Here is an 18,775-nt window from a genome sequence, read left to right as displayed (position 1 = left end):
CTGATGGCTGGCATAACAACAAACAATTTGATTGATAGACCACCGAATTGCAACGTATGCCCCGTAGCTTCATCCCACAGCGCTATCGCGAGGACACACGAATGAGTACTGCCGCACCCATCCTGCTCACTCCCGGCCCGTTGACCACCTCGGCCCGCACCCGCCAGGCAATGCTGGTCGATTGGGGGTCATGGGATGACCGCTTCAATCAACTGACCGCCAGCCTCTGCGAGCAATTGCTGGCGATCCTCAACGGCGCCGCCACTCACCATTGCGTGCCATTGCAGGGCAGCGGCACCTTTGCCGTCGAAGCCGCCATCGGCACACTGGTGCCACGTGACGGCAAGGTACTGGTGCTGATCAACGGCGCCTACGGCAAGCGTCTGGCGAAAATCTGCGAAGTGCTCGGCCGCTCGTTCAGCACCTTCGAAACCGCCGAAGACGAACCGACCACCGCCGCCGACGTCGACCGCCTGCTGCGCGCCGATGGCGACATCACCCATGTCGCGCTGATCCACTGCGAAACCAGCACCGGCATCCTCAACCCGCTGCCGGAAATCGCTGACGTCGTGCAGCAGCACGGCAAGCGCCTGATCATCGACGCCATGAGCTCGTTCGGTGCGCTGCCGGTGGATGCGCAAAAAGTCCCGTTCGATGCGCTGATCGCCGCCTCGGGCAAGTGCCTGGAAGGCGTGCCGGGGATGGGTTTTGTCTTCGCTCGCAAGGAATCGCTGGCCGCAGCCGCTGGCAACTCGCACTCGCTGGCGATGGATCTGCATGACCAGCACACCTATATGCAGAAGACCGGTCAATGGCGTTTCACCCCGCCGACCCACGTGGTCGCGGCGCTGCACGAAGCGTTGCTGCAATACAACGAAGAAGGTGGCCTGCCCGCTCGCCATGCGCGCTACGCCGCCAACTGTCAGGCACTGATGGACGAGATGGGCAAACTCGGCCTGCGCAGCTTCCTGCCGGCGGCGATCCAGGCCCCGATCATCGCCACCTTCCATGCCCCGCAAGATCCACGCTACCAGTTCAAGGACTTCTACGAACGGGTCAAGGCCAAGGGTTACATCCTCTACCCCGGCAAGCTGACCCAGGTGGAAACCTTCCGCGTCGGCTGCATCGGCCACGTCAGCCCGGATGAAATGCGCCAGGCCGTGGCGGCGGTGGGTGAAGTGCTGCGCGAAATGGAAGTGCTGGAGATCTGAATCACCACGATACCTGTGGGAGCGGGCTTGCCCGCGATAGCGGTCTGACCATCAGCATAGATGTCGACTGAAAGGGCCCCATCGCGGGCAAGCCCGCTCCCACAGGATCGCCGAACCTTTTGAATTGCATTGCCAACACAGGATTCTTATAGCCATGAACTACGTAAACCCAAGCAAACTGCAAGCCGCGATCCTCGACTGGGCCGGCACCGTGGTCGATTTCGGCTCGTTCGCGCCAACGCAGATCTTCGTCGAAGCCTTCGCCGAATTCGACGTTCAGGTGTCCATCGACGAAGCCCGTGGCCCGATGGGCATGGGCAAGTGGGATCACATTCGTACCCTGTGCGATCAGCCGCAGGTCGCCGAACGCTATCGCAAAGCATTCGGCCGCACCCCGACCGACGATGACGTGACCGCCATCTACAACCGGTTCATGCCGCTGCAGATCGAGAAGATCGCCGAGCACTCGGCGCTGATTCCCGGCGCGCTGGAAACCATTGCCAACCTGCGTCAGCAAGGGATCAAGATCGGTTCCTGCTCCGGCTACCCGAAACAGGTGATGGACAAGGTCGTGGCGCTGGCTGCCACCAACGGCTACGTTGCCGACCACGTGGTCGCCACCGACGAAGTGCCGAACGGTCGCCCATGGCCGGCTCAGGCCCTGGCCAACGTGATTGCGTTGGGCATCGATGATGTCGCGGCCTGCGTGAAGATCGACGACACCGTGCCGGGCATTCTCGAAGGTCGTCGCGCCGGGATGTGGACGGTGGCGCTGATCTGTTCGGGCAATGCGCTGGGCCTGGACTACGCCGGCTACCGTGCGCTGGGCAGCGACGAACTGGCCAGCGAACGCAAACGCATCCACGCATTGTTCGCCGGTTCCCGTCCGCACTACATGATCGACACCATCAGCGACCTGCCGGAAGTGATTGCCGACATCAACAAGCGTCTGGCCAACGGTGAAATGCCGCAATCGAGCTGATTGCTTCTTTTGTCAAAACAACAAAAACGCCAGGGTCTTCGCGACGCTGGCGTTTTTTTATGGCTGAAGCCTTGAGTCAGCGCATTGAAACTCCGATCAGCCTCAGGCAAATCCGCCAAAGCGGATTACAGTTAAAGCATGCCGTCGCACAAGAACGGCACGTGGCGACCTGATCTGTGAGGAAACACCGTATGCCGTGGACAAGTTCCGAATCGCGCTACAGCACCGTGTCCGTGCTGCTGCACTGGCTGATGCTGATCCTGTTGATCCTGGTCTATGCCAGCATGGAGTTGCGCGGGATCTTTCCCAAGGGCAGCGGCGGCCGCTCGCTGATTCGCGAAGTGCATTACATGCTTGGCCTGACCGTGTTCGTGCTGGTGTGGTTTCGCCTGGTGGCCCGCAGCATCGGCCCGGCACCAAAAATCTTCCCGGCCTCGCCGCAGTGGCAAACCCTGCTGGCGCGGGTGATGCACTGGCTGTTGTACCTGTTCATGATCAGCATGCCGATCCTCGGCTGGCTGATCACCAGCGCCGAGGGGCACCAGGTGATGTTCTACGGCTTCGATCTGCCGTTGCTGGTCCACGAAGACAAGGCATTGGCCAAACAGGTGGAGCACTGGCACGTACTGATCGGCAACATCGGCTATTGGCTGATCGGCCTGCATGCGCTGGCGGGGCTGTATCACCATTATGTGGTGGGTGATAACACCTTGTTGCGGATGATGCCCAAGCGCGCGCCACGCTGAGGCCCGGTTTTGACCATTGTAGCGAGGGGATTCATCCCCGATGGGCTGCGAAGCGGCCCCAAAACCTATGCATGCAGTGGATCAGACTCAATAGCTGATCAATGAGGGGCCGCTGCGCAGCCCATCGGGGATAAATCCCTCACCACAGGGTTACTCATTCATCCTGTGGTGAATCCTCGCCGCCCTTGCAACCCACCCGTGTGCACGAAGATCAACCGTGTACCTGACGCGAATCCGCCCGCCTCGATCCGCTCCTTGAGCGCCAGCAACGCCTTGCCGGTGTACAGCGGCTCCAGCGCAACGCCGCTACAGCGTTCAATGCTCTCGATGAATGCAAGTAGCTGCGTGTCAACCTTGGCGAAGCCACCGCGACTGGCGTCGAGCAGCTCGTAGTCGGCAGCAGCGACACCTGCCTCCTGCATAATCGCCGCCACCTGCGGCGCCACGCCATGATCCTCGGGCACCGCCAGTGCGCCATACACCGGATGCGCCCCTGCCTCGGCGAGCACCAGCCCTGCCAGCGTCGTCCCGGTGCCGCAGGCCAGCCACCAGCCGTGATAATTGCTCCAGCCCAGGTTGCCCAGTTGCGCGATCACCTGCTCCTTCAACACCTTGCAGCCCAATGCGCCCGCCAATCCGCCACCGCCCTCCGGCACCGCATGAAAATCTGGATACTGCGCCCGCCACGGCTCCCAGAACCCCGGTTCATGCCGCGCCCGATAGCCGCCGTAACCAAGCCAGTGCAGTTGCATGCCGAACGCGTGTAGATCGCTGACCGTCGGCGTTTGCTGTGGATGGCCGCGCAACAGGCCAACCGTTTTGAAGCCAAGACGCTTGCCCGCCGCCGCGAGCGCATGCAGATGATTGGAATGCGCACCACCGAGGCTGATGACGCCCTTCGCGCCAGCGCGGTCGGCGGCCTTGAGATGCTCGACGAGTTTGAACCATTTGTTGCCGCTGATCAGCGGGTCGATCTGGTCCAGACGCAGGATCGCGACCTCGATTCCGGCGCGGGTGAGCCAGTCGAGTTCAAGCATTTGGAGGGGAGCTTGGGGCAACCAGTGGGCGGGAGGAAGAAGCATGGGCGACTGATCATTCTGAGTAGAGCCGGCATTCTAGTCGCTCATAAGCAGCCATCGCGAGCAGGCTCACGCCTGCGTTGGTTCGATGTTGTTCACTGCCTCTGTGAACAACACAATCCCTGTGGGAGCGACCCTGCTCGCGAAGGCGTCGTGTCAGTCGACCTGTGTATTGGCTGACACTCCGCTTTCGCGAGCAGGCTCGCTCCCACAGGTTAAGCGGCGTAGCTTAGAGCTCAGCGGCGAGGCGCGAACCCTGGTTGATCGCGCGCTTTGCATCCAGCTCCGCCGCCACATCAGCGCCGCCGATCAGGTGCACGTTCTGCCCCGCTGCGACCAGACCGTCCTGCAGATCGCGCAGTGGATCCTGGCCGGCGCAGATCACGATATTGTCCACCGCCAGCACTTGCGGCTCGCCGGTTTCGCCGATACGGATGTGCAAGCCTTCGTCGTCGATCTTCAGGTATTCGACGCTGTTGAGCATCTGCACCTGTTTGTTCTTCAGACCGGTGCGGTGGATCCAGCCGGTGGTTTTGCCCAGACCATCACCGACCTTGGTTTTCTTGCGCTGCAACAGGAACACTTCACGGGCCGGTGCGTGCGGCGCCGCCTTGATCCCGGCCACGCCACCGCGCGCTTCCAGGTTCGTGTCAATGCCCCACTCTTTCCAGAACGCGGTGCGATCCAGACTGGTGGCCACGCCTTCGTGCACAAGGAATTCCGAGACATCGAAACCGATGCCGCCCGCGCCGATCACCGCCACGCGCTTGCCCACCGGCTTGCGCTCAAGGATCACGTCCAGGTAACTCAGCACCTTGGCGTTGTCGACGCCAGGAATTGCCGGCACACGCGGCGCGATGCCGGTGGCGAGGATGATGTCGTCGTAACCGCCCTCGACCAGCTTCGCCACGTCGACGCGAGTATTCAGGCACACCTCGACATTCGTGGTCTGCAGCTTGCGCTTGAAGTAGCGCAGGGTTTCGAAGAATTCTTCCTTGCCCGGCACCCGCTTGGCGATGTTGAACTGGCCGCCGATTTCGCTGGCCGAATCGAACAACGTCACCTGATGTCCGCGCTCGGCGGCCACGGTCGCGGCGGACAGGCCGGCAGGGCCGGCACCGACCACAGCGATCTTCTTGATCTGCTGTACCGGCAGATAGTTGAGCTCGGTTTCATGGCAGGCACGCGGGTTGACCAGGCAACTGGTGAGCTTGCCGCCAAAGGTGTGATCGAGGCACGCCTGGTTGCAACCGATGCAGGTGTTGATTTCGTCGGCACGGCCTTCAGCGGCCTTGTTGACGAAGTCCGGATCGGCGAGGAACGGCCGCGCCATCGAGACCATGTCGGCATCGCCTTCAGCGAGAATCTGCTCGGCGATTTCCGGGGTGTTGATGCGATTGGTGGTAATCAGCGGAATGTTCACCGACCCGCGCAGCTTGGCGGTGACCTTGCTGAACGCCGCGCGCGGCACCTTGGTGGCGATGGTCGGGATCCGCGCTTCGTGCCAGCCGATGCCGGTGTTGATGAGGGTCGCACCGGCCTGCTCGATGGCTTTGGCCAGGGTCACGATCTCTTCCCAACTGCTGCCGCCCTCGACCAGATCGAGCATCGACAAACGGAAAATGATGATGAAGTTCGGGCCGACCGCTTCACGCACTCGACGGACGATTTCCACCGGCAGGCGCATACGGTTTTCGTAGCTGCCGCCCCAGCGGTCGGTGCGGTGGTTGGTGTGGGCGGCGAGGAACTGGTTAATGAAGTAACCTTCCGAGCCCATGATTTCCACGCCATCGTACTCGGCCGTCTGCGCCAGTACCGAGCAGGTGACGAAATCGCTGATCTGTTTCTCGATGCCTTCCTCGTCCAGCTCTTTGGGCTTGAACGGGTTGATCGGCGCCTGGATCGCACTCGGCGCCACCTGTTTCGGACTGTAGGCATAACGCCCGGCGTGAAGGATCTGCATGCAGATCTTGCCGCCCGCCTCGTGCACCGCGCGGGTGACGATGCGGTGCTTGAGCGCTTCTTCCTCGGTGGTCAGCTTGGCTGCGCCGGAGTACACGCCACCCTCGTCGTTCGGTCCGATACCGCCGGTGACCATCAGGCCGACGCCGCCACGAGCACGTTCGGCGAAGTACGCCGCCATGCGTTCGAAGCCACCCGGTTTCTCTTCAAGGCCAGTGTGCATCGAGCCCATCAGGGTGCGGTTGCGCAGTGTGGTGAATCCCAGGTCCAGCGGGGCCAACAGGTGCGGGTAATGAGCGGCGGTCATCGGTAACTCCACAACGTGCGATCACGGAAATTGCGGGAGCTCTGCGTCCCCCGTCAGTCATGTTCGACAGACTAAGAGTCGCACTGCTGTCACTCAATGACCGAAACTGACAAGTTATTGATCCAAATGCGCAGCGCCCCTTGGCAAGCGCAGGCATGCGCCCTACCCTAGTCGCCACACCCTGTATCCGGTTGTTGTTGGTTTTCATGCGCAAACTTCTGTACCTGTTTTTCTCCATGGCCATCGTTGCCACCCTGACCACCTACGCCATGTGGGCGGCGGACCGGCCGGCGGGACATTATCTGTCGGACCTGCGCATCAAACTGGCGGTCGATCAGGGCACGCCCGGCGACCGTGGCAACTTGCTGGGTATCCAGCCGGAACTGTTCCCCACCGACTACCAAAGCCCGGAGCGCCTGCACCGCAAACTCGCGGCCTATCTGCAGCAAGCGCAGGATCAGGGGCTGCTGAATGAAAAAACCGTGGTGGTGCTGCCCGAGCATGTCGGTACCTGGCTGATGATCAGCGGCGAGAAAGACGAGCTGTACCAGGCGCCGACCCTGGTCGAAGCGATGAATTGGCTGGCGGCGAGCAATCCGTTGCTGTTCGCCCGCGCCTGGCTTACTGCCAAGGGCGACAACCGCCTTGACGATGCCCACCTGCGGATGAAGTCCAAAGCCATGGCCAAGGATTACCAGGCACTGTTTGGTGGGCTGGCCAAGGAATTCCACGTGACGCTGGTGGCCGGCTCCATCGTCCTGCCCGAACCGAGCATCCGCGACGGCCAGCTCAAGCCCGGCAGCGGCGCGCTGTTCAACAGCAGCGTGGTGTTTGGCCGTGATGGTGTACCGCTGGGCCAGCCCCAGCGGCAAATGCACCCGATCTTCGAACAGCGCGATGTGATCGAGGGCGAAGACGCCCACGCGATCAACGTGGTCGACACGCCGGCCGGACGCCTGGGCGTGCTGATCGGCAGCGACAGCTGGTACCCGGACAACTATCGCCAACTCGACGAGCAAGGCGCGCAACTGGTAGCGGTGCCGGCCTTCGTCGTGGGTCACGGTGCGTGGAATCAGCCGTGGGCCGGTTATAAGGGCTCAAGTACACCGGGTTCGGTCAGCCTCAAGCCCGGGGAAATCAGTGAAGGTCAGGCCTGGCATCGCCTGACGCTCACCGCACAGCCGCCGAGCAGCCGTGCGATCGCCGGCATGAGCGTGTTCCTGCGTGGGCAGTTCTGGGACAAGCCCGGCTCGGGGCAAAGTTTCCTCAGCAGCAACGGCCAGCAATTCGCCGATGGCGAAGCCCGTGGCGCGCGTCTGCTGAACATCTGGTTGTAAGCCATGAAACCGCTGCCGATGCGCCTTGGGGATCTGTCGGTAGGCTTCGTGCACAGCCTGGCTGATGCCGTGCGCAGCCACGGCGTCGAGCCGCAACCGCTGCTCGAACAATACGGCCTGGACGCGGCGCGATTGGCCGAAGCCGGCGCGCGACTGTCGATCCCGCGTTACATGCGGCTGGGGCACAGCGCGATCCAGTTGACCGGCGATCCAGCGCTGGGCCTGAGCATGGGCCAACTCAGCCGCTTGAGTCAGGCCGGGCTCGCCGGGGTCACCGCTGCACAGGCACCGACCGTGCGCGAAGCGGCCCGCTGCCTGATCCGTTTCGAGCCACTGTACGGTTCCAACTATCGCGGGCAGTCGAGCTTTCACGAGGATGCCCATGGCGCGTGGCTGCGCTTCTATTCGATCAGCCCGTACAACGCTTATAACCGCTTTGTGGTGGATTCGATCATCGCCGGCTGGCTGCATCAGCTGTCCAGCGTCAGCCGCGAGCCGTTGCGCGCCGAGCGCATCGACATCGAATTTGACGCGCCGGACTATCGCGACGCCTACAGCGTGCTGGGCGATTGCTCGATCCAGTTCGGCGCCGAACGCAATCAACTGCGCTTGAGCCTCGCCAGCCTCGCTCTGCGCAACCCGGAACACTGCCCAAGCACCTGGAAACACTTGCTTGCGTTGTGTGAACGGGAACTGGAGCAATTGACCCGCACCCGCAGCCTGCGCGAACGCATCACTCAGCTGTTGGGGCCGTTGCTCAATGGTGGCCGGGAACCCGACCTGGAAGAAGTGGCGGCGCGTCTGAAGCTGCCGACCTGGACCTTGCGGCGCAAACTGGCCGAGGAAGGCACACAGTTTCGCGCCATACTCAACGACACCCGCCGCGACCTGGCAATGACCTACATCCGCGACACCGAACTGGCGTTCGGCGAGATCGCCTATCTGCTGGGCTTTGCTTCAGCCGAGGCGTTTCAACGCGCTTTCAAACGCTGGAGCGGCCAGACCCCCGGCGAGTTTCGCCGCAGTCACCGCAAAACCGCCTGACGCCTTACAACTCGGTGGCGTCTTCGGCCGGTTCTGGCTGATCGAGTTCATACGCGTGGTATTCGAGCAGTTCTTCTTGATAATCGTCCATCGTTTCATCCCCCTACTGCCCGTTGAAAATACAGCCCGGTCAAGTGACCAGTGCCTCGAGCTTATCGTGCCCGTATGAAGGGAAAGTGACATCCCGCCTTCATGAATAAAACGTAGCAGGTGGTCAGGAATTTATCGCTGGAGTTTTGTCCGGGGAATGTAACGGGATTTGAGTGCGCCACAACACAAATGTGGGAGCGAGCACCCCCGCTCCCACAGCAGAGCCCGCGCGGCTCACTGCATCGCCGGAATCGGCTCCGATGGCGGCGGGATATTGGTCGGGTTGGCCGGCGGCGTGATCGTTTCGGCAGCCGGTGCAGGATCTGCACTCGGTGCCGGGGTGATCGGCGCGGATTCCGCAGGCGGCACCACGGGTTCGGAACCCGCTGGCGTCGGTGCAACCGTGGCCGGCGCAGGCGTCACCGCCGGAGTGGCCGGCGTCATGGTCTGGGCTGGCTCGACAATGCCGGCCGGCGGTGGCGCTGGCGCTGTCTCGACTGCCGGGGCAGGTGTTGTCGGCGCTACAGCCGCAGGCTTCGGCTCCGGGACCCCCAGATCAGTCTTGGGTTTTTCTTCGATGTGCGCGGCTTTCTTCGCATCGGCTGGCAGGAACAGCTCAACCAGGGTGAAGAAACGCTCATAGAACTTCTGCGACGTCACGGTCTCACTGGCCACCTTGACCATCGAATCATCGGACGAGCCGATCGGCATCGACACCGAACCCAACACGCCGACCCCGAGGCTGGCAGAGTTGTTGGTCTTCTTCAACGCGTAGCGATCCTGCAAGGCATTGGCGAACACCGTGGCATGGTGTTTGGAACTGCCGTCTTCGGTACACACCACGTTGAAGCTGATCTCCATGTGGGTTTCACCGGTTTGCTGGAAGCTTTTGTGGCCACTGATCAGTTTCGGGTCACTGCTGGTGATGATGTAGCCCTGGCTGAGCAACGCACGACGGGCCGCCTCGCAACTCGCGGTGTCGGCCACCGGATAATTGCGCGAGAACGTGCCGGAATCATCGAAGTTCTCATGCTCATAGATCGGCTTGTCCTTCGAACAGCCAGCAACAGCGGTCAACAACAGCGCCAACCCAACGACACGCATGGGAGTTGAAATCAACATTGAACATCCTGAGGGAAAACAGTCCGGGGCGTATTGTGCAACAGAACTTGGCCCTGCGGCGCATGGATTGTGTCTTAAAGCCGTTACAACCCTATTGACCATGGTTTGCCAGAAAAAGTCGCAGCCACTCGCCGCACGGGCGAAACGGCCAGCCGCCACACCCAAAACAACGGAAACAGCCAAATCCCAAGCATAAAAAAGCCCCGACCATCAGATCGGGGCTTTCCTGTTACCGCTCAGTCAAACATCAATAGCGCTTGATATCCGCCTGACTTTCCAACTGCTTGCGGAACGCCGCGAAATCCTGCTGACCTTCACGCGAAGCAAGGAAGCGACGGTACTGCGCCTTCTCTTCATCAGTCGGCGCTACTGCTTCATTCACACCGTCCAGGCGCACGATCATCAGGCTACCGTCCTGCAAGGTCACGCTGCTGAACGTCGGCTTGCCCTTGACCGCCGGTTTCGGCATACGGAACAACGCCTGCAGCACAGTCGGATCAACCCCTTCCTGAGCGCGAGTGGCCGCTGTGACAACCTTCCAGTTCTGACCCTCGACAGCCTTGTCCAGCGGAGTCTTGCCATCGCGCAGACTGGCGATCAGCTGGTCAGCCTTGGTCTTGGCCGCAGCACTGGCATGCTCCTTGGTCAACTGCGCGCGAATCGCCGTGTTGACGGCTTCCAGAGGCAACTGCTCAGGCTTCAGGTGTTCCTTGGCACGCAGCACGACCACGGTTTCCGGGTCCAGCTCGATGCCGGTGCTGTTGGCATTTTCCTCCAGCACTTCCTGGCTGAATGCAGCGCTCACCACAGCACGGTTGGCCGCAATGCCTTCACCACCTTCACGGCCGAACGGCTTGGAGGTGTGCACAGTCAGTTTCAGATCTGCCGCTGGCTGGGCCAGGTCAGACGCTTCGAACGCCGAGTCTTCCAGTTGCTTGGTCGCCTCGACAAAACGCTGCTCGACCTGTTGAGTCTTCAGCTCGCGGGTCAGCTTGTCTTTCAGGCTCGCCAGGGTCGGAACTTCCGGCGCTTCAACACCCAGCAGCTTGATCAGGTGGTAACCGAAGTCGGTACGCACCGGCTCGGACACCTGGTCCTTGTTCAACGCGTACAGGGCTTTTTCGAAGGCTGGGTCATAGACGCCAGGACCGGCGAAACCGAGATCACCGCCATTGTTGGCCGAACCCGGATCCTGCGAGAACTCCTTGGCCAGCGCTTCGAATTTCTCGCCCTTGGCCAGACGCGCCTGGACTTCTTCGATCTTGGCCTTGGCCTGAGCGTCGGTGGTCTTGTCGTTGACTTCGATCAGGATATGCGCAGCACGACGCTGTTCCGACAGGTTGGCGATCTCTTTCTGATACGCCGCCTGCAGGTCTTCGTCCTTGACCGCAACCTGGTCGAAGAACGAAGACTTCTTCAGCTCGACGTAATCGACAACCACCTGCTCAGGGGTCATGAACTCCTTGGCGTGCTCGTCGTAGTAAGCCTTGACCTCATCGTCGGTCAGCTTGACCGCGGCCGGGTCGGCCTTGACGTTCAGCGAAGCGAAATCGCGGGTCTGTTTTTCCAGACGGGCGAATGCCAGCACTTCAGCGTCGGTGACGAAACCGCTGCCGGCAACACCGGCACGCAACTGACCGATCAGCATTTCCTGAGCCAGCATCTGGCGGAATTGCATGCGGGTGTAGCCCAGTTGACGGATCACCTGATCAAAGCGCTCGGAGCTGAACTTGCCGTCCACCTGGAATTCAGGGGTCTGCAGGATCACCTGATCCAGTGCACCTTCGGAGAAAGCGAATTTCGATTGTTCTGCGCCTTGCAACAGCAGCTTGCGATCGATCAGACCCTTGAGGGCCGATTCGCGGAGCATTTTTTCGTCAAGCAAGGAAGCATCGAAATCCTTGCCCAGCTGTTGCATCAGCTGACGGCGTTGCATGTCAACGGCCTGGCTCAGCTCGTTCTGGCTGATTTCTTCACCATTGACCTTGGCCGCATCGTTGGTGTGCGTCGTGGCCTTGAAAATAGCGTCGAAACCGGTCAGAGCCATCAGTGCAACGATGACCCCGATAATGGTCTTGGCAATCCAGCCTTGTGAATTGTCCCTGATATTCTGCAGCATGCGTCCCCCAGAAACGGTTGAACTTCAAAAATTTGGCAACCGTGGAGCGTGGGTAGAATCCGGATAGAAGAAAGGCGCATCCGAGGATGCGCCTTCTCGTAACTGGCGGAGCGGACAGGGCTCGAACCCTCGATCCCGGCGTTACAGGCGGCTGTTCCAGCGACCTGCTCTACCGCTCCGCTGCCAAGTCAGGCATGACCCCGACCCGGATGGGTAAAAACCTGAAACAAACTAACTTAGTTAACAGCTTCTTTCAGTGCTTTACCGGCTTTGAAACCTGGCTTTTTAGCAGCAGCGATTTGCAGCGTCTTGCCGGTCTGTGGGTTACGACCAACGCGAGCTGGACGATCAGTCACGGAGAAAGTGCCGAAACCAACCAGAACAACGGAGTCGCCGGCCTTCAGAGCGCCAGTGACGGATTCGATAACAGCGTCCAGCGCACGGCCAGCAGCAGCTTTCGGGATATCAGCGGATGCAGCGATAGCATCAATCAGTTCCGACTTGTTCACTCTAAGTCCCCTTATATCTATTTTGAGATGATTCTAAGTTTTTTGGTGAAAGCAAAAACGAGTGCTGAATGGCCTACAGACACTTAAGAGCCGCTTTATAACAAGGGCTCTAAAAAGCTGTCAAGGAAGCCCCCCAGGCAAAAACGTATTAATGCGTGCTAATTCTTTCCTTTGAATCAGACTCACGTTTTTCGTCCTTGGAAACTATCTCCGGAGCCACATCCGGCAAGGGCTCCGGCGCGTATTGCAGCGCAATTTGCAGGACCTCGTCAATCCATTTAACCGGTTTAATCTGCAGATCCTGCTTGATATTGTCAGGAATCTCCTTCAGATCGCGCACGTTCTCTTCCGGAATAATCACAATCTTGATTCCACCGCGGTGAGCGGCGAGCAGTTTTTCCTTCAGACCACCGATTGCCAGCACTTGACCACGCAAGGTGATTTCACCCGTCATGGCGACATCGGCGCGCACCGGAATCCCGGTCAATGCCGATACCAACGCCGTGCACATGCCTACACCCGCGCTTGGACCGTCTTTCGGCGTCGCGCCTTCCGGCATGTGAATGTGGGTGTCGCGCTTTTCGTGGAAGTCCAGCGGAATGCCCAGACTCTTGGCACGGCTGCGCACAACGGTCAGGGCTGCAGTGATCGATTCGACCATTACATCGCCCAACGAACCGGTCTTGATCAGTTGACCTTTGCCCGGTACCACAGCCGCTTCGATGGTCAGCAATTCGCCGCCCACCTGCGTCCACGCCAGGCCAGTCACCTGTCCGATCTGATCCTGTTGCTCGGCCAGACCGTAGCGGAATTTACGTACACCCAGGAAATGCTCCAGCAGATCAGCTGTCACTTTTACCGAGAAGCGTTTTTCCAGCGCATGTTCTTTCACAGCCTTGCGGCAGACTTTGGCGATCTGACGTTCGAGGCCACGCACACCGGCTTCACGGGTGTAGTAACGGATGATGTCGCGGATCGCTTCCTCGTCGAATTCCAGCTCGCCCTTCTTCAGACCATTAGCGGCAATCTGCTTGGGCGACAGGTACTTGACGGCGATGTTGATCTTTTCGTCTTCGGTGTAGCCCGGCAGACGAATGACTTCCATCCGGTCCAGCAATGCCGGCGGGATGTTCATCGAGTTCGAGGTGCACAGGAACATCACATCGGACAGGTCGTAATCGACTTCCAGATAGTGATCGTTGAAGTTGTGGTTCTGCTCCGGATCGAGCACTTCCAGCAACGCCGACGCCGGGTCGCCACGCATGTCGCTGCCCATTTTGTCGATTTCATCGAGCAGGAACAGCGGGTTGCGCACGCCCACTTTTGTCATCTTTTGAATCAATCTTCCTGGCATCGAACCGATGTAAGTCCGGCGGTGACCACGAATTTCCGCCTCGTCACGCACGCCACCCAAGGCCATGCGCACGAATTTGCGGTTGGTGGCGTGAGCAATCGACTCCGCCAGCGAAGTTTTACCTACGCCAGGAGGACCGACCAGGCACAACACCGGACCACGGATCTTCTTCACACGTTTTTGCACGGCGAGGTATTCAAGGATGCGTTCCTTGACCTCTTCAAGGCCGTAATGATCAGCATCGAGAATGTCTTCCGCACGCGCCAGGTCCAGACGTACCTTGCTCTGCGCCTTCCACGGCACCTGCACCAGCCAGTCGATGTAGGAGCGCACCACGGTGGCTTCAGCGGACATCGGCGACATTTGCTTGAGCTTGTTCAGCTCGGCAGTGGCTTTGGCCAGGGCATCCTTCGGCAGGCCGGCCGCATCGATGCGCTTTTTCAGCTCTTCGATTTCGTTGTGACCTTCGTCACCGTCACCCAGCTCTTTCTGAATGGCCTTCATCTGCTCATTCAGGTAGTACTCGCGCTGGCTGCGCTCCATTTGCTTTTTGACGCGGCCGCGAATGCGTTTTTCGACTTGCAGCAGATCGATCTCGGCATCCAGCAAGGCGAGCACGTGCTCGACGCGGGCCGACAAATCGATGATTTCGAGGATTTCCTGCTTCTGCTCGATTTTCAGCGCCATGTGCGCGGCCATGGTGTCAACCAGGCGGCCAGGCTCATCAATGCTGTTGAGCGACGACAGGACTTCAGCCGGGACTTTCTTGCCCAACTGCACATATTGTTCGAACTGCGACAGCAGGCTGCGCACGAAAACTTCCGATTCGCGCTCGGCAGCATCGACTTCGTCGATCAGCGAGACTTCGGCGCGGCAATGCCCGTCGACTTCGCTGAAGCGCTCTACAGCGCCGCGCTGCTCACCTTCGACCAGAACCTTGACGGTGCCGTCTGGCAGCTTCAGCAGCTGCAGCACCGTCGCAATCGTACCTACGCGATAGAGAGCGTCTTCACCGGGATCATCGTCAGCCGGGTTTCTCTGGGCCAGCAGCAGGATCTGCTTGTCGCCCGTCATCGCGGCCTCGAGGGCTTCGATGGATTTCTCGCGCCCCACGAACAGCGGGATAACCATGTGCGGATAAACCACGACATCACGCAATGGCAGGAGAGGCAATTCGATGGTTGTCTTCATGATTTCGCCTCTACGGCGGCCATATGGCCGTAATCAGATGGAATTAAGCTTGAAACCAAGATGGGGGCTGCCTTGAAAAAAAACAAGCGCAAAGCGGATGTAAAAAACGACATAAAAAAAAGAGGCCCGAAGGCCCCTTCTTTGTTCCGGCAGTGTGGACACTTACGCGTCCGGCGCTGCCTTGGCCGTCGGCTCACTGTTTTCGTAGATATACAGTGGCTTGGACTTGCCTTCAATCACGCTTTCATCGATGACGACTTTGCTCACTTCAGACTGCGAAGGGATTTCGTACATCGTGTCGAGCAGCACACCTTCAAGAATCGACCGCAGGCCACGGGCACCGGTTTTACGCTCCAGAGCTCGCTTGGCAACCGATTTCAGTGCGTCGGTCCGGAATTCCAGATCCACGCCTTCCATCTCGAACAGCTTGGCATACTGCTTGGTCAGCGCATTTTTCGGCTCGGTGAGGATCTGCATCAGCGCAGCCTCGTCGAGCTCGTCCAGCGTCGCCAGAACCGGCAAACGACCGACGAATTCCGGGATCAGACCGAACTTGACCAGATCGTCAGGCTCGACTTCACGCAGGGATTCACCGACTTTTTTGCCCTCTTCCTTGCTGCGCACTTCTGCGTTGAACCCGATACCGCCCTTGGTGGAACGGTTTTGAATAACCTTTTCCAGACCGGAGAACGCACCACCGCAGATGAACAGGATGTTACGGGTGTCGACCTGCAGGAACTCCTGCTGCGGATGCTTGCGGCCACCTTGCGGCGGGACGGAAGCGACCGTGCCTTCGATCAATTTGAGCAAGGCCTGTTGCACGCCCTCACCGGAAACATCGCGGGTGATCGACGGGTTGTCGGACTTGCGGGAAATCTTGTCGATTTCGTCGATGTAGACAATGCCCATCTGGGCCTTTTCCACGTCGTAATCGCACTTTTGCAGCAGTTTCTGAATGATGTTCTCGACATCTTCACCTACGTAACCGGCCTCGGTGAGGGTGGTGGCGTCGGCGATGGTGAACGGAACGTTCAGCAGGCGGGCCAGTGTTTCGGCCAGCAGGGTTTTACCGGAGCCTGTCGGGCCGATCAGCAGGATGTTGCTCTTGCCGAGTTCGACGTCGTCAGCCTTCTTGTCACGCTGGTTCAGACGCTTGTAGTGGTTGTATACCGCTACGGCCAGAACCTTTTTCGCACGTTCCTGACCGATTACATACTGGTCAAGGATGCCGCTGATTTCTTTAGGCGAAGGCAATTTATGCGCGCTGCTTTCGGCCTGTGCTTCCTGCACCTCCTCGCGGATGATGTCATTGCACAAGTCGACGCACTCGTCGCAGATAAAGACCGAGGGGCCGGCAATCAATTTGCGTACTTCATGCTGGCTTTTGCCACAGAAGGAGCAATAGAGCAGCTTGCCGTTGTCCTCGCCGTTGCGGGTGTCAGTCATTCGTTCGATCCAAATCCGATAGGCTTGCAACACAAGATGAAGGCTATTGCGGGCTTTTTCAAGCCCGCTGGTGGTCGGACCTGCCGACCCACCTTATTTTGAGCTGCTTATTTTACGCAGGACGCTGGTTGATGACTTCGTCGATCAGACCGTATTCCTTCGCAGCTTCTGCACTCATGAAGTTGTCGCGATTGGTATCGCGCTCGATTTCTTCAAGCGTACGACCGCTGTGCTTGGCCATCAGCGTGTTCAGACGCTCGCGGATGAAGAGGATTTCCTTGGCATGGATTTCGATATCCGAGGCCTGGCCCTGGAAACCGCCCAGCGGCTGGTGAATCATCACACGCGAGTTCGGCAGGCAGAAACGCTTGCCTGGAGCACCGGCCGTCAGCAGGAATGCACCCATGCTGCACGCCTGACCAATGCACGTCGTCGATACGTTTGGCTTGATGAACTGCATGGTGTCGTAGATCGACATGCCCGCTGTCACCGAACCGCCCGGGGAGTTGATATAGAGATGGATGTCCTTGTCCGGGTTTTCCGCTTCAAGGAACAGCAATTGCGCACAGATCAGGTTGGCCATGTAGTCCTCTACAGGACCCACCAGAAAGATTACGCGCTCCTTCAGAAGGCGCGAGTAGATGTCATAGGCGCGCTCGCCACGAGCAGATTGCTCGACAACCATCGGGACCAGGCCGCCGGCGGCCTGGATATCAGAGTTCTGCTGAATATACGAATTACGGAACATGCTCTGCAGTCACTCCCAAATAGTTATGTCTTGAATACGCATAAGCCAGCTCGAAGGCTGGCTTATGTGTGTACTTCTTAACGCAAAAACAATCAGTCGGCTTTTGGAGCTTCTACCGGCTTGACCGCTTCTTCGTAAGAGACCGATTTGTCGGTCACGCTAGCTTTCTGCAGAACAGTATCCACAACTTGTTCTTCCAGCACAACCGAACGGACTTCGTTCAGTTGCTGCTCGTTCTTGTAGTACCAGGACACGACCTGCTCAGGCTCTTGATAAGCCGAAGCCATTTCCTGAATCATTTCACGAACGCGGGCTTCGTCAGGCTTCAGGTCGAATTGCTTGACCACTTCAGCGACGATCAGACCCAGCACTACACGGCGCTTGGCTTGCTCTTCGAACAGCTCGGCCGGCAGTTGATCAGGCTTGATGTTGCCGCCGAACTGCTGAACAGCCTGCACGCGCAGACGGTCAACTTCGTTGGACAGCAAAGCCTTTGGCACTTCGATCGGGTTGGTGGCCAGCAGACCGTCCATGACCTGATTTTTCACCTTGGACTTGATGGCCTGACGCAGCTCACGCTCCATGTTCTTGCGAACTTCGGTGCGGAAGCCTTCCAGACCGGTTTCCTTGATGCCGAATTGAGCGAAGAATTCTTCGTTCAGCTCTGGCAGTTTCGGCTCGGAAACGGTGTTGACGGTCACGGTGAACTCGGCGGTTTTACCAGCCAGGTCCAGGTTCTGATAGTCCTCAGGGAAGGTCAGGTTCAGAACGCGCTCTTCGCCTGCCTTGGCGCCAACCAGGCCTTCTTCAAAGCCCGGAATCATGCGACCGGAACCCAGCACCAGCTGAGTGCCTTTGGCCGAGCCGCCGGCGAATGCTTCGCCGTCAACCTTGCCGACGAAATCGATGTTCAGCTGGTCTTCGTTCTGGGCAGCGCGGTCGGCCACTTCAAAACGGGTGTTCTGCTTGCGCAGGATGTCCAGCATCTTGTCCAGATCTGCATCAGCCACGTCAGCGCTCAGGCGCTCGACAGTGATGCCGTCGAAACCGGCAACGGTGAACTCAGGGAACACTTCGAATACGGCAACGTATTCCAGGTCCTTGCCAGCTTCCAGCGACTTCGGCTCGATCGAAGGCGAACCGGCAGGGTTCAGCTTCTGCTCAACCACGGCTTCATAGAAGGAGGACTGGATGACATCACCAACAGCTTCCTGACGAGCGTCAGCACCGAAACGGCGCTTGATTTCGCTCATTGGCACTTTGCCTGGACGGAAGCCAGCAATCTTGGCCTTTTGGGCAGTCTGCTGCAGACGCTTGTTGACCTGGCTCTCAATGCGCTCAGCCGGCACGGTGACGCTCATGCGGCGCTCAAGAGCAGTAGTATTTTCAACAGAAACTTGCATGGATATTCCTCGTTGCACAGACGTTAGCCGGCCGTTTCCGACCCCAGAATGTCGGGTAGAGATGGGCCATTACTGGCCCATCTCCCCCTAAGAACCGTACGTGCGAGTTTCCCCGCATACGGCTC

14 protein-coding genes are annotated in these 18,775 nt (G+C 59.3%); 5 read left to right on the top strand and 9 right to left on the bottom strand.

Annotation, left to right across the window (positions count from 1 at the left end):
- The first annotated feature begins 101 nt into the window (after nucleotides 1-101).
- The 3 genes from ACYZUM_RS06705 (at nucleotide 102) to ACYZUM_RS06695 (ending at nucleotide 2,939) form a co-directional block, all read left to right on the top strand.
- On the top strand, nucleotides 102-1,211 hold the full coding sequence (locus tag ACYZUM_RS06705) for a 2-aminoethylphosphonate--pyruvate transaminase (protein ID WP_108182280.1): 1,110 nt from the start codon (nucleotides 102-104) through the stop codon (nucleotides 1,209-1,211).
- 154 nt (nucleotides 1,212-1,365) lie between these two features.
- Nucleotides 1,366-2,193, top strand: coding sequence for a phosphonoacetaldehyde hydrolase (gene phnX, locus ACYZUM_RS06700; protein WP_108182279.1), 828 nt, complete (start codon nucleotides 1,366-1,368; stop codon nucleotides 2,191-2,193).
- A gap of 191 nt (nucleotides 2,194-2,384) precedes the next feature.
- A complete protein-coding gene (locus ACYZUM_RS06695) occupies nucleotides 2,385-2,939 on the top strand; it encodes a cytochrome b (protein WP_108182278.1) in 555 nt (184 codons plus the stop codon).
- A 158-nt stretch (nucleotides 2,940-3,097) separates the two neighbouring features.
- On the opposite strand, the gene ACYZUM_RS06690 is transcribed toward ACYZUM_RS06695, so the two are convergent.
- The gene (locus tag ACYZUM_RS06690) at nucleotides 3,098-4,021 is read right to left on the bottom strand and encodes a 1-aminocyclopropane-1-carboxylate deaminase/D-cysteine desulfhydrase (protein ID WP_108182277.1); all 924 of its coding nucleotides are present in this window, start codon (nucleotides 4,019-4,021) and stop codon (nucleotides 3,098-3,100) included.
- 226 nt (nucleotides 4,022-4,247) lie between these two features.
- Nucleotides 4,248-6,287, bottom strand: coding sequence for an NADPH-dependent 2,4-dienoyl-CoA reductase (locus ACYZUM_RS06685; RefSeq protein WP_108182276.1), 2,040 nt, complete (start codon nucleotides 6,285-6,287; stop codon nucleotides 4,248-4,250).
- A 206-nt stretch (nucleotides 6,288-6,493) separates the two neighbouring features.
- Between ACYZUM_RS06685 and ACYZUM_RS06680 the strand changes: the two genes are divergently transcribed.
- Both ACYZUM_RS06680 and ACYZUM_RS06675 read left to right on the top strand, forming a co-directional pair.
- On the top strand, nucleotides 6,494-7,624 hold the full coding sequence (locus ACYZUM_RS06680; protein WP_108182275.1) for a nitrilase-related carbon-nitrogen hydrolase: 1,131 nt from the start codon (nucleotides 6,494-6,496) through the stop codon (nucleotides 7,622-7,624).
- Nucleotides 7,625-7,627: 3 nt separating this feature from the next.
- Entirely contained in the window at nucleotides 7,628-8,668 is a 1,041-nt protein-coding gene (locus ACYZUM_RS06675; RefSeq protein ID WP_108182274.1) for an AraC family transcriptional regulator, read from the top strand.
- Between the two features lie 324 nt (nucleotides 8,669-8,992).
- Here the strand turns inward: ACYZUM_RS06675 and ACYZUM_RS06670 are convergent, their stop codons facing one another.
- From ACYZUM_RS06670 to tig, 7 genes are all read right to left on the bottom strand, one after another.
- Nucleotides 8,993-9,880, bottom strand: coding sequence for a DUF2242 domain-containing protein (locus ACYZUM_RS06670; RefSeq protein WP_041073907.1), 888 nt, complete (start codon nucleotides 9,878-9,880; stop codon nucleotides 8,993-8,995).
- 247 nt (nucleotides 9,881-10,127) lie between these two features.
- A complete protein-coding gene (locus tag ACYZUM_RS06665; RefSeq protein ID WP_108182273.1) occupies nucleotides 10,128-11,999 on the bottom strand; it encodes a SurA N-terminal domain-containing protein in 1,872 nt (623 codons plus the stop codon).
- 236 nt (nucleotides 12,000-12,235) lie between these two features.
- A complete protein-coding gene (locus tag ACYZUM_RS06660; RefSeq protein ID WP_008077714.1) occupies nucleotides 12,236-12,508 on the bottom strand; it encodes an HU family DNA-binding protein in 273 nt (90 codons plus the stop codon).
- Nucleotides 12,509-12,656: 148 nt separating this feature from the next.
- Entirely contained in the window at nucleotides 12,657-15,053 is a 2,397-nt protein-coding gene (gene lon / locus ACYZUM_RS06655; protein WP_003223634.1) for an endopeptidase La, read from the bottom strand.
- 162 nt (nucleotides 15,054-15,215) lie between these two features.
- Nucleotides 15,216-16,499, bottom strand: coding sequence for an ATP-dependent Clp protease ATP-binding subunit ClpX (clpX, locus tag ACYZUM_RS06650; protein ID WP_003223632.1), 1,284 nt, complete (start codon nucleotides 16,497-16,499; stop codon nucleotides 15,216-15,218).
- A gap of 112 nt (nucleotides 16,500-16,611) precedes the next feature.
- On the bottom strand, nucleotides 16,612-17,247 hold the full coding sequence (gene clpP, locus ACYZUM_RS06645) for an ATP-dependent Clp endopeptidase proteolytic subunit ClpP (RefSeq protein WP_007951559.1): 636 nt from the start codon (nucleotides 17,245-17,247) through the stop codon (nucleotides 16,612-16,614).
- Nucleotides 17,248-17,339: 92 nt separating this feature from the next.
- Nucleotides 17,340-18,650 (bottom strand): trigger factor, encoded by a 1,311-nt coding sequence (gene tig, locus ACYZUM_RS06640; protein WP_041073914.1) that lies wholly within the window; start codon nucleotides 18,648-18,650, stop codon nucleotides 17,340-17,342.
- Between the last annotated feature and the right edge of the window lie 125 nt (nucleotides 18,651-18,775).

The sequence above is a fragment of the Pseudomonas sp. m6p genome, from assembly GCF_055760375.1.
The sequence above is the reverse complement of the archived record's forward strand: the minus strand, read 5'-3'. Positions and strand labels throughout refer to the sequence as shown.

Bases quoted from the DNA above. Each gene is read 5' to 3' on its own strand.
- ACYZUM_RS06705 (WP_108182280.1), top strand. From the start codon at position 102: ATGAGTACTGCCGCACCCATCCTGCTCACTCCCGGCCCGTTGACCACC.
- phnX (WP_108182279.1), top strand. From the start codon at position 1,366: ATGAACTACGTAAACCCAAGCAAACTGCAAGCCGCGATCCTCGACTGG.
- ACYZUM_RS06695 (WP_108182278.1), top strand. From the start codon at position 2,385: ATGCCGTGGACAAGTTCCGAATCGCGCTACAGCACCGTGTCCGTGCTG.
- ACYZUM_RS06690 (WP_108182277.1), bottom strand. From the start codon at position 4,021: ATGCTTCTTCCTCCCGCCCACTGGTTGCCCCAAGCTCCCCTCCAAATG.
- ACYZUM_RS06685 (WP_108182276.1), bottom strand. From the start codon at position 6,287: ATGACCGCCGCTCATTACCCGCACCTGTTGGCCCCGCTGGACCTGGGA.
- ACYZUM_RS06680 (WP_108182275.1), top strand. From the start codon at position 6,494: ATGCGCAAACTTCTGTACCTGTTTTTCTCCATGGCCATCGTTGCCACC.
- ACYZUM_RS06675 (WP_108182274.1), top strand. From the start codon at position 7,628: ATGAAACCGCTGCCGATGCGCCTTGGGGATCTGTCGGTAGGCTTCGTG.
- ACYZUM_RS06670 (WP_041073907.1), bottom strand. From the start codon at position 9,880: ATGTTGATTTCAACTCCCATGCGTGTCGTTGGGTTGGCGCTGTTGTTG.
- ACYZUM_RS06665 (WP_108182273.1), bottom strand. From the start codon at position 11,999: ATGCTGCAGAATATCAGGGACAATTCACAAGGCTGGATTGCCAAGACC.
- lon (WP_003223634.1), bottom strand. From the start codon at position 15,053: ATGAAGACAACCATCGAATTGCCTCTCCTGCCATTGCGTGATGTCGTG.
- clpX (WP_003223632.1), bottom strand. From the start codon at position 16,499: ATGACTGACACCCGCAACGGCGAGGACAACGGCAAGCTGCTCTATTGC.
- clpP (WP_007951559.1), bottom strand. From the start codon at position 17,247: ATGTTCCGTAATTCGTATATTCAGCAGAACTCTGATATCCAGGCCGCC.
- tig (WP_041073914.1), bottom strand. From the start codon at position 18,650: ATGCAAGTTTCTGTTGAAAATACTACTGCTCTTGAGCGCCGCATGAGC.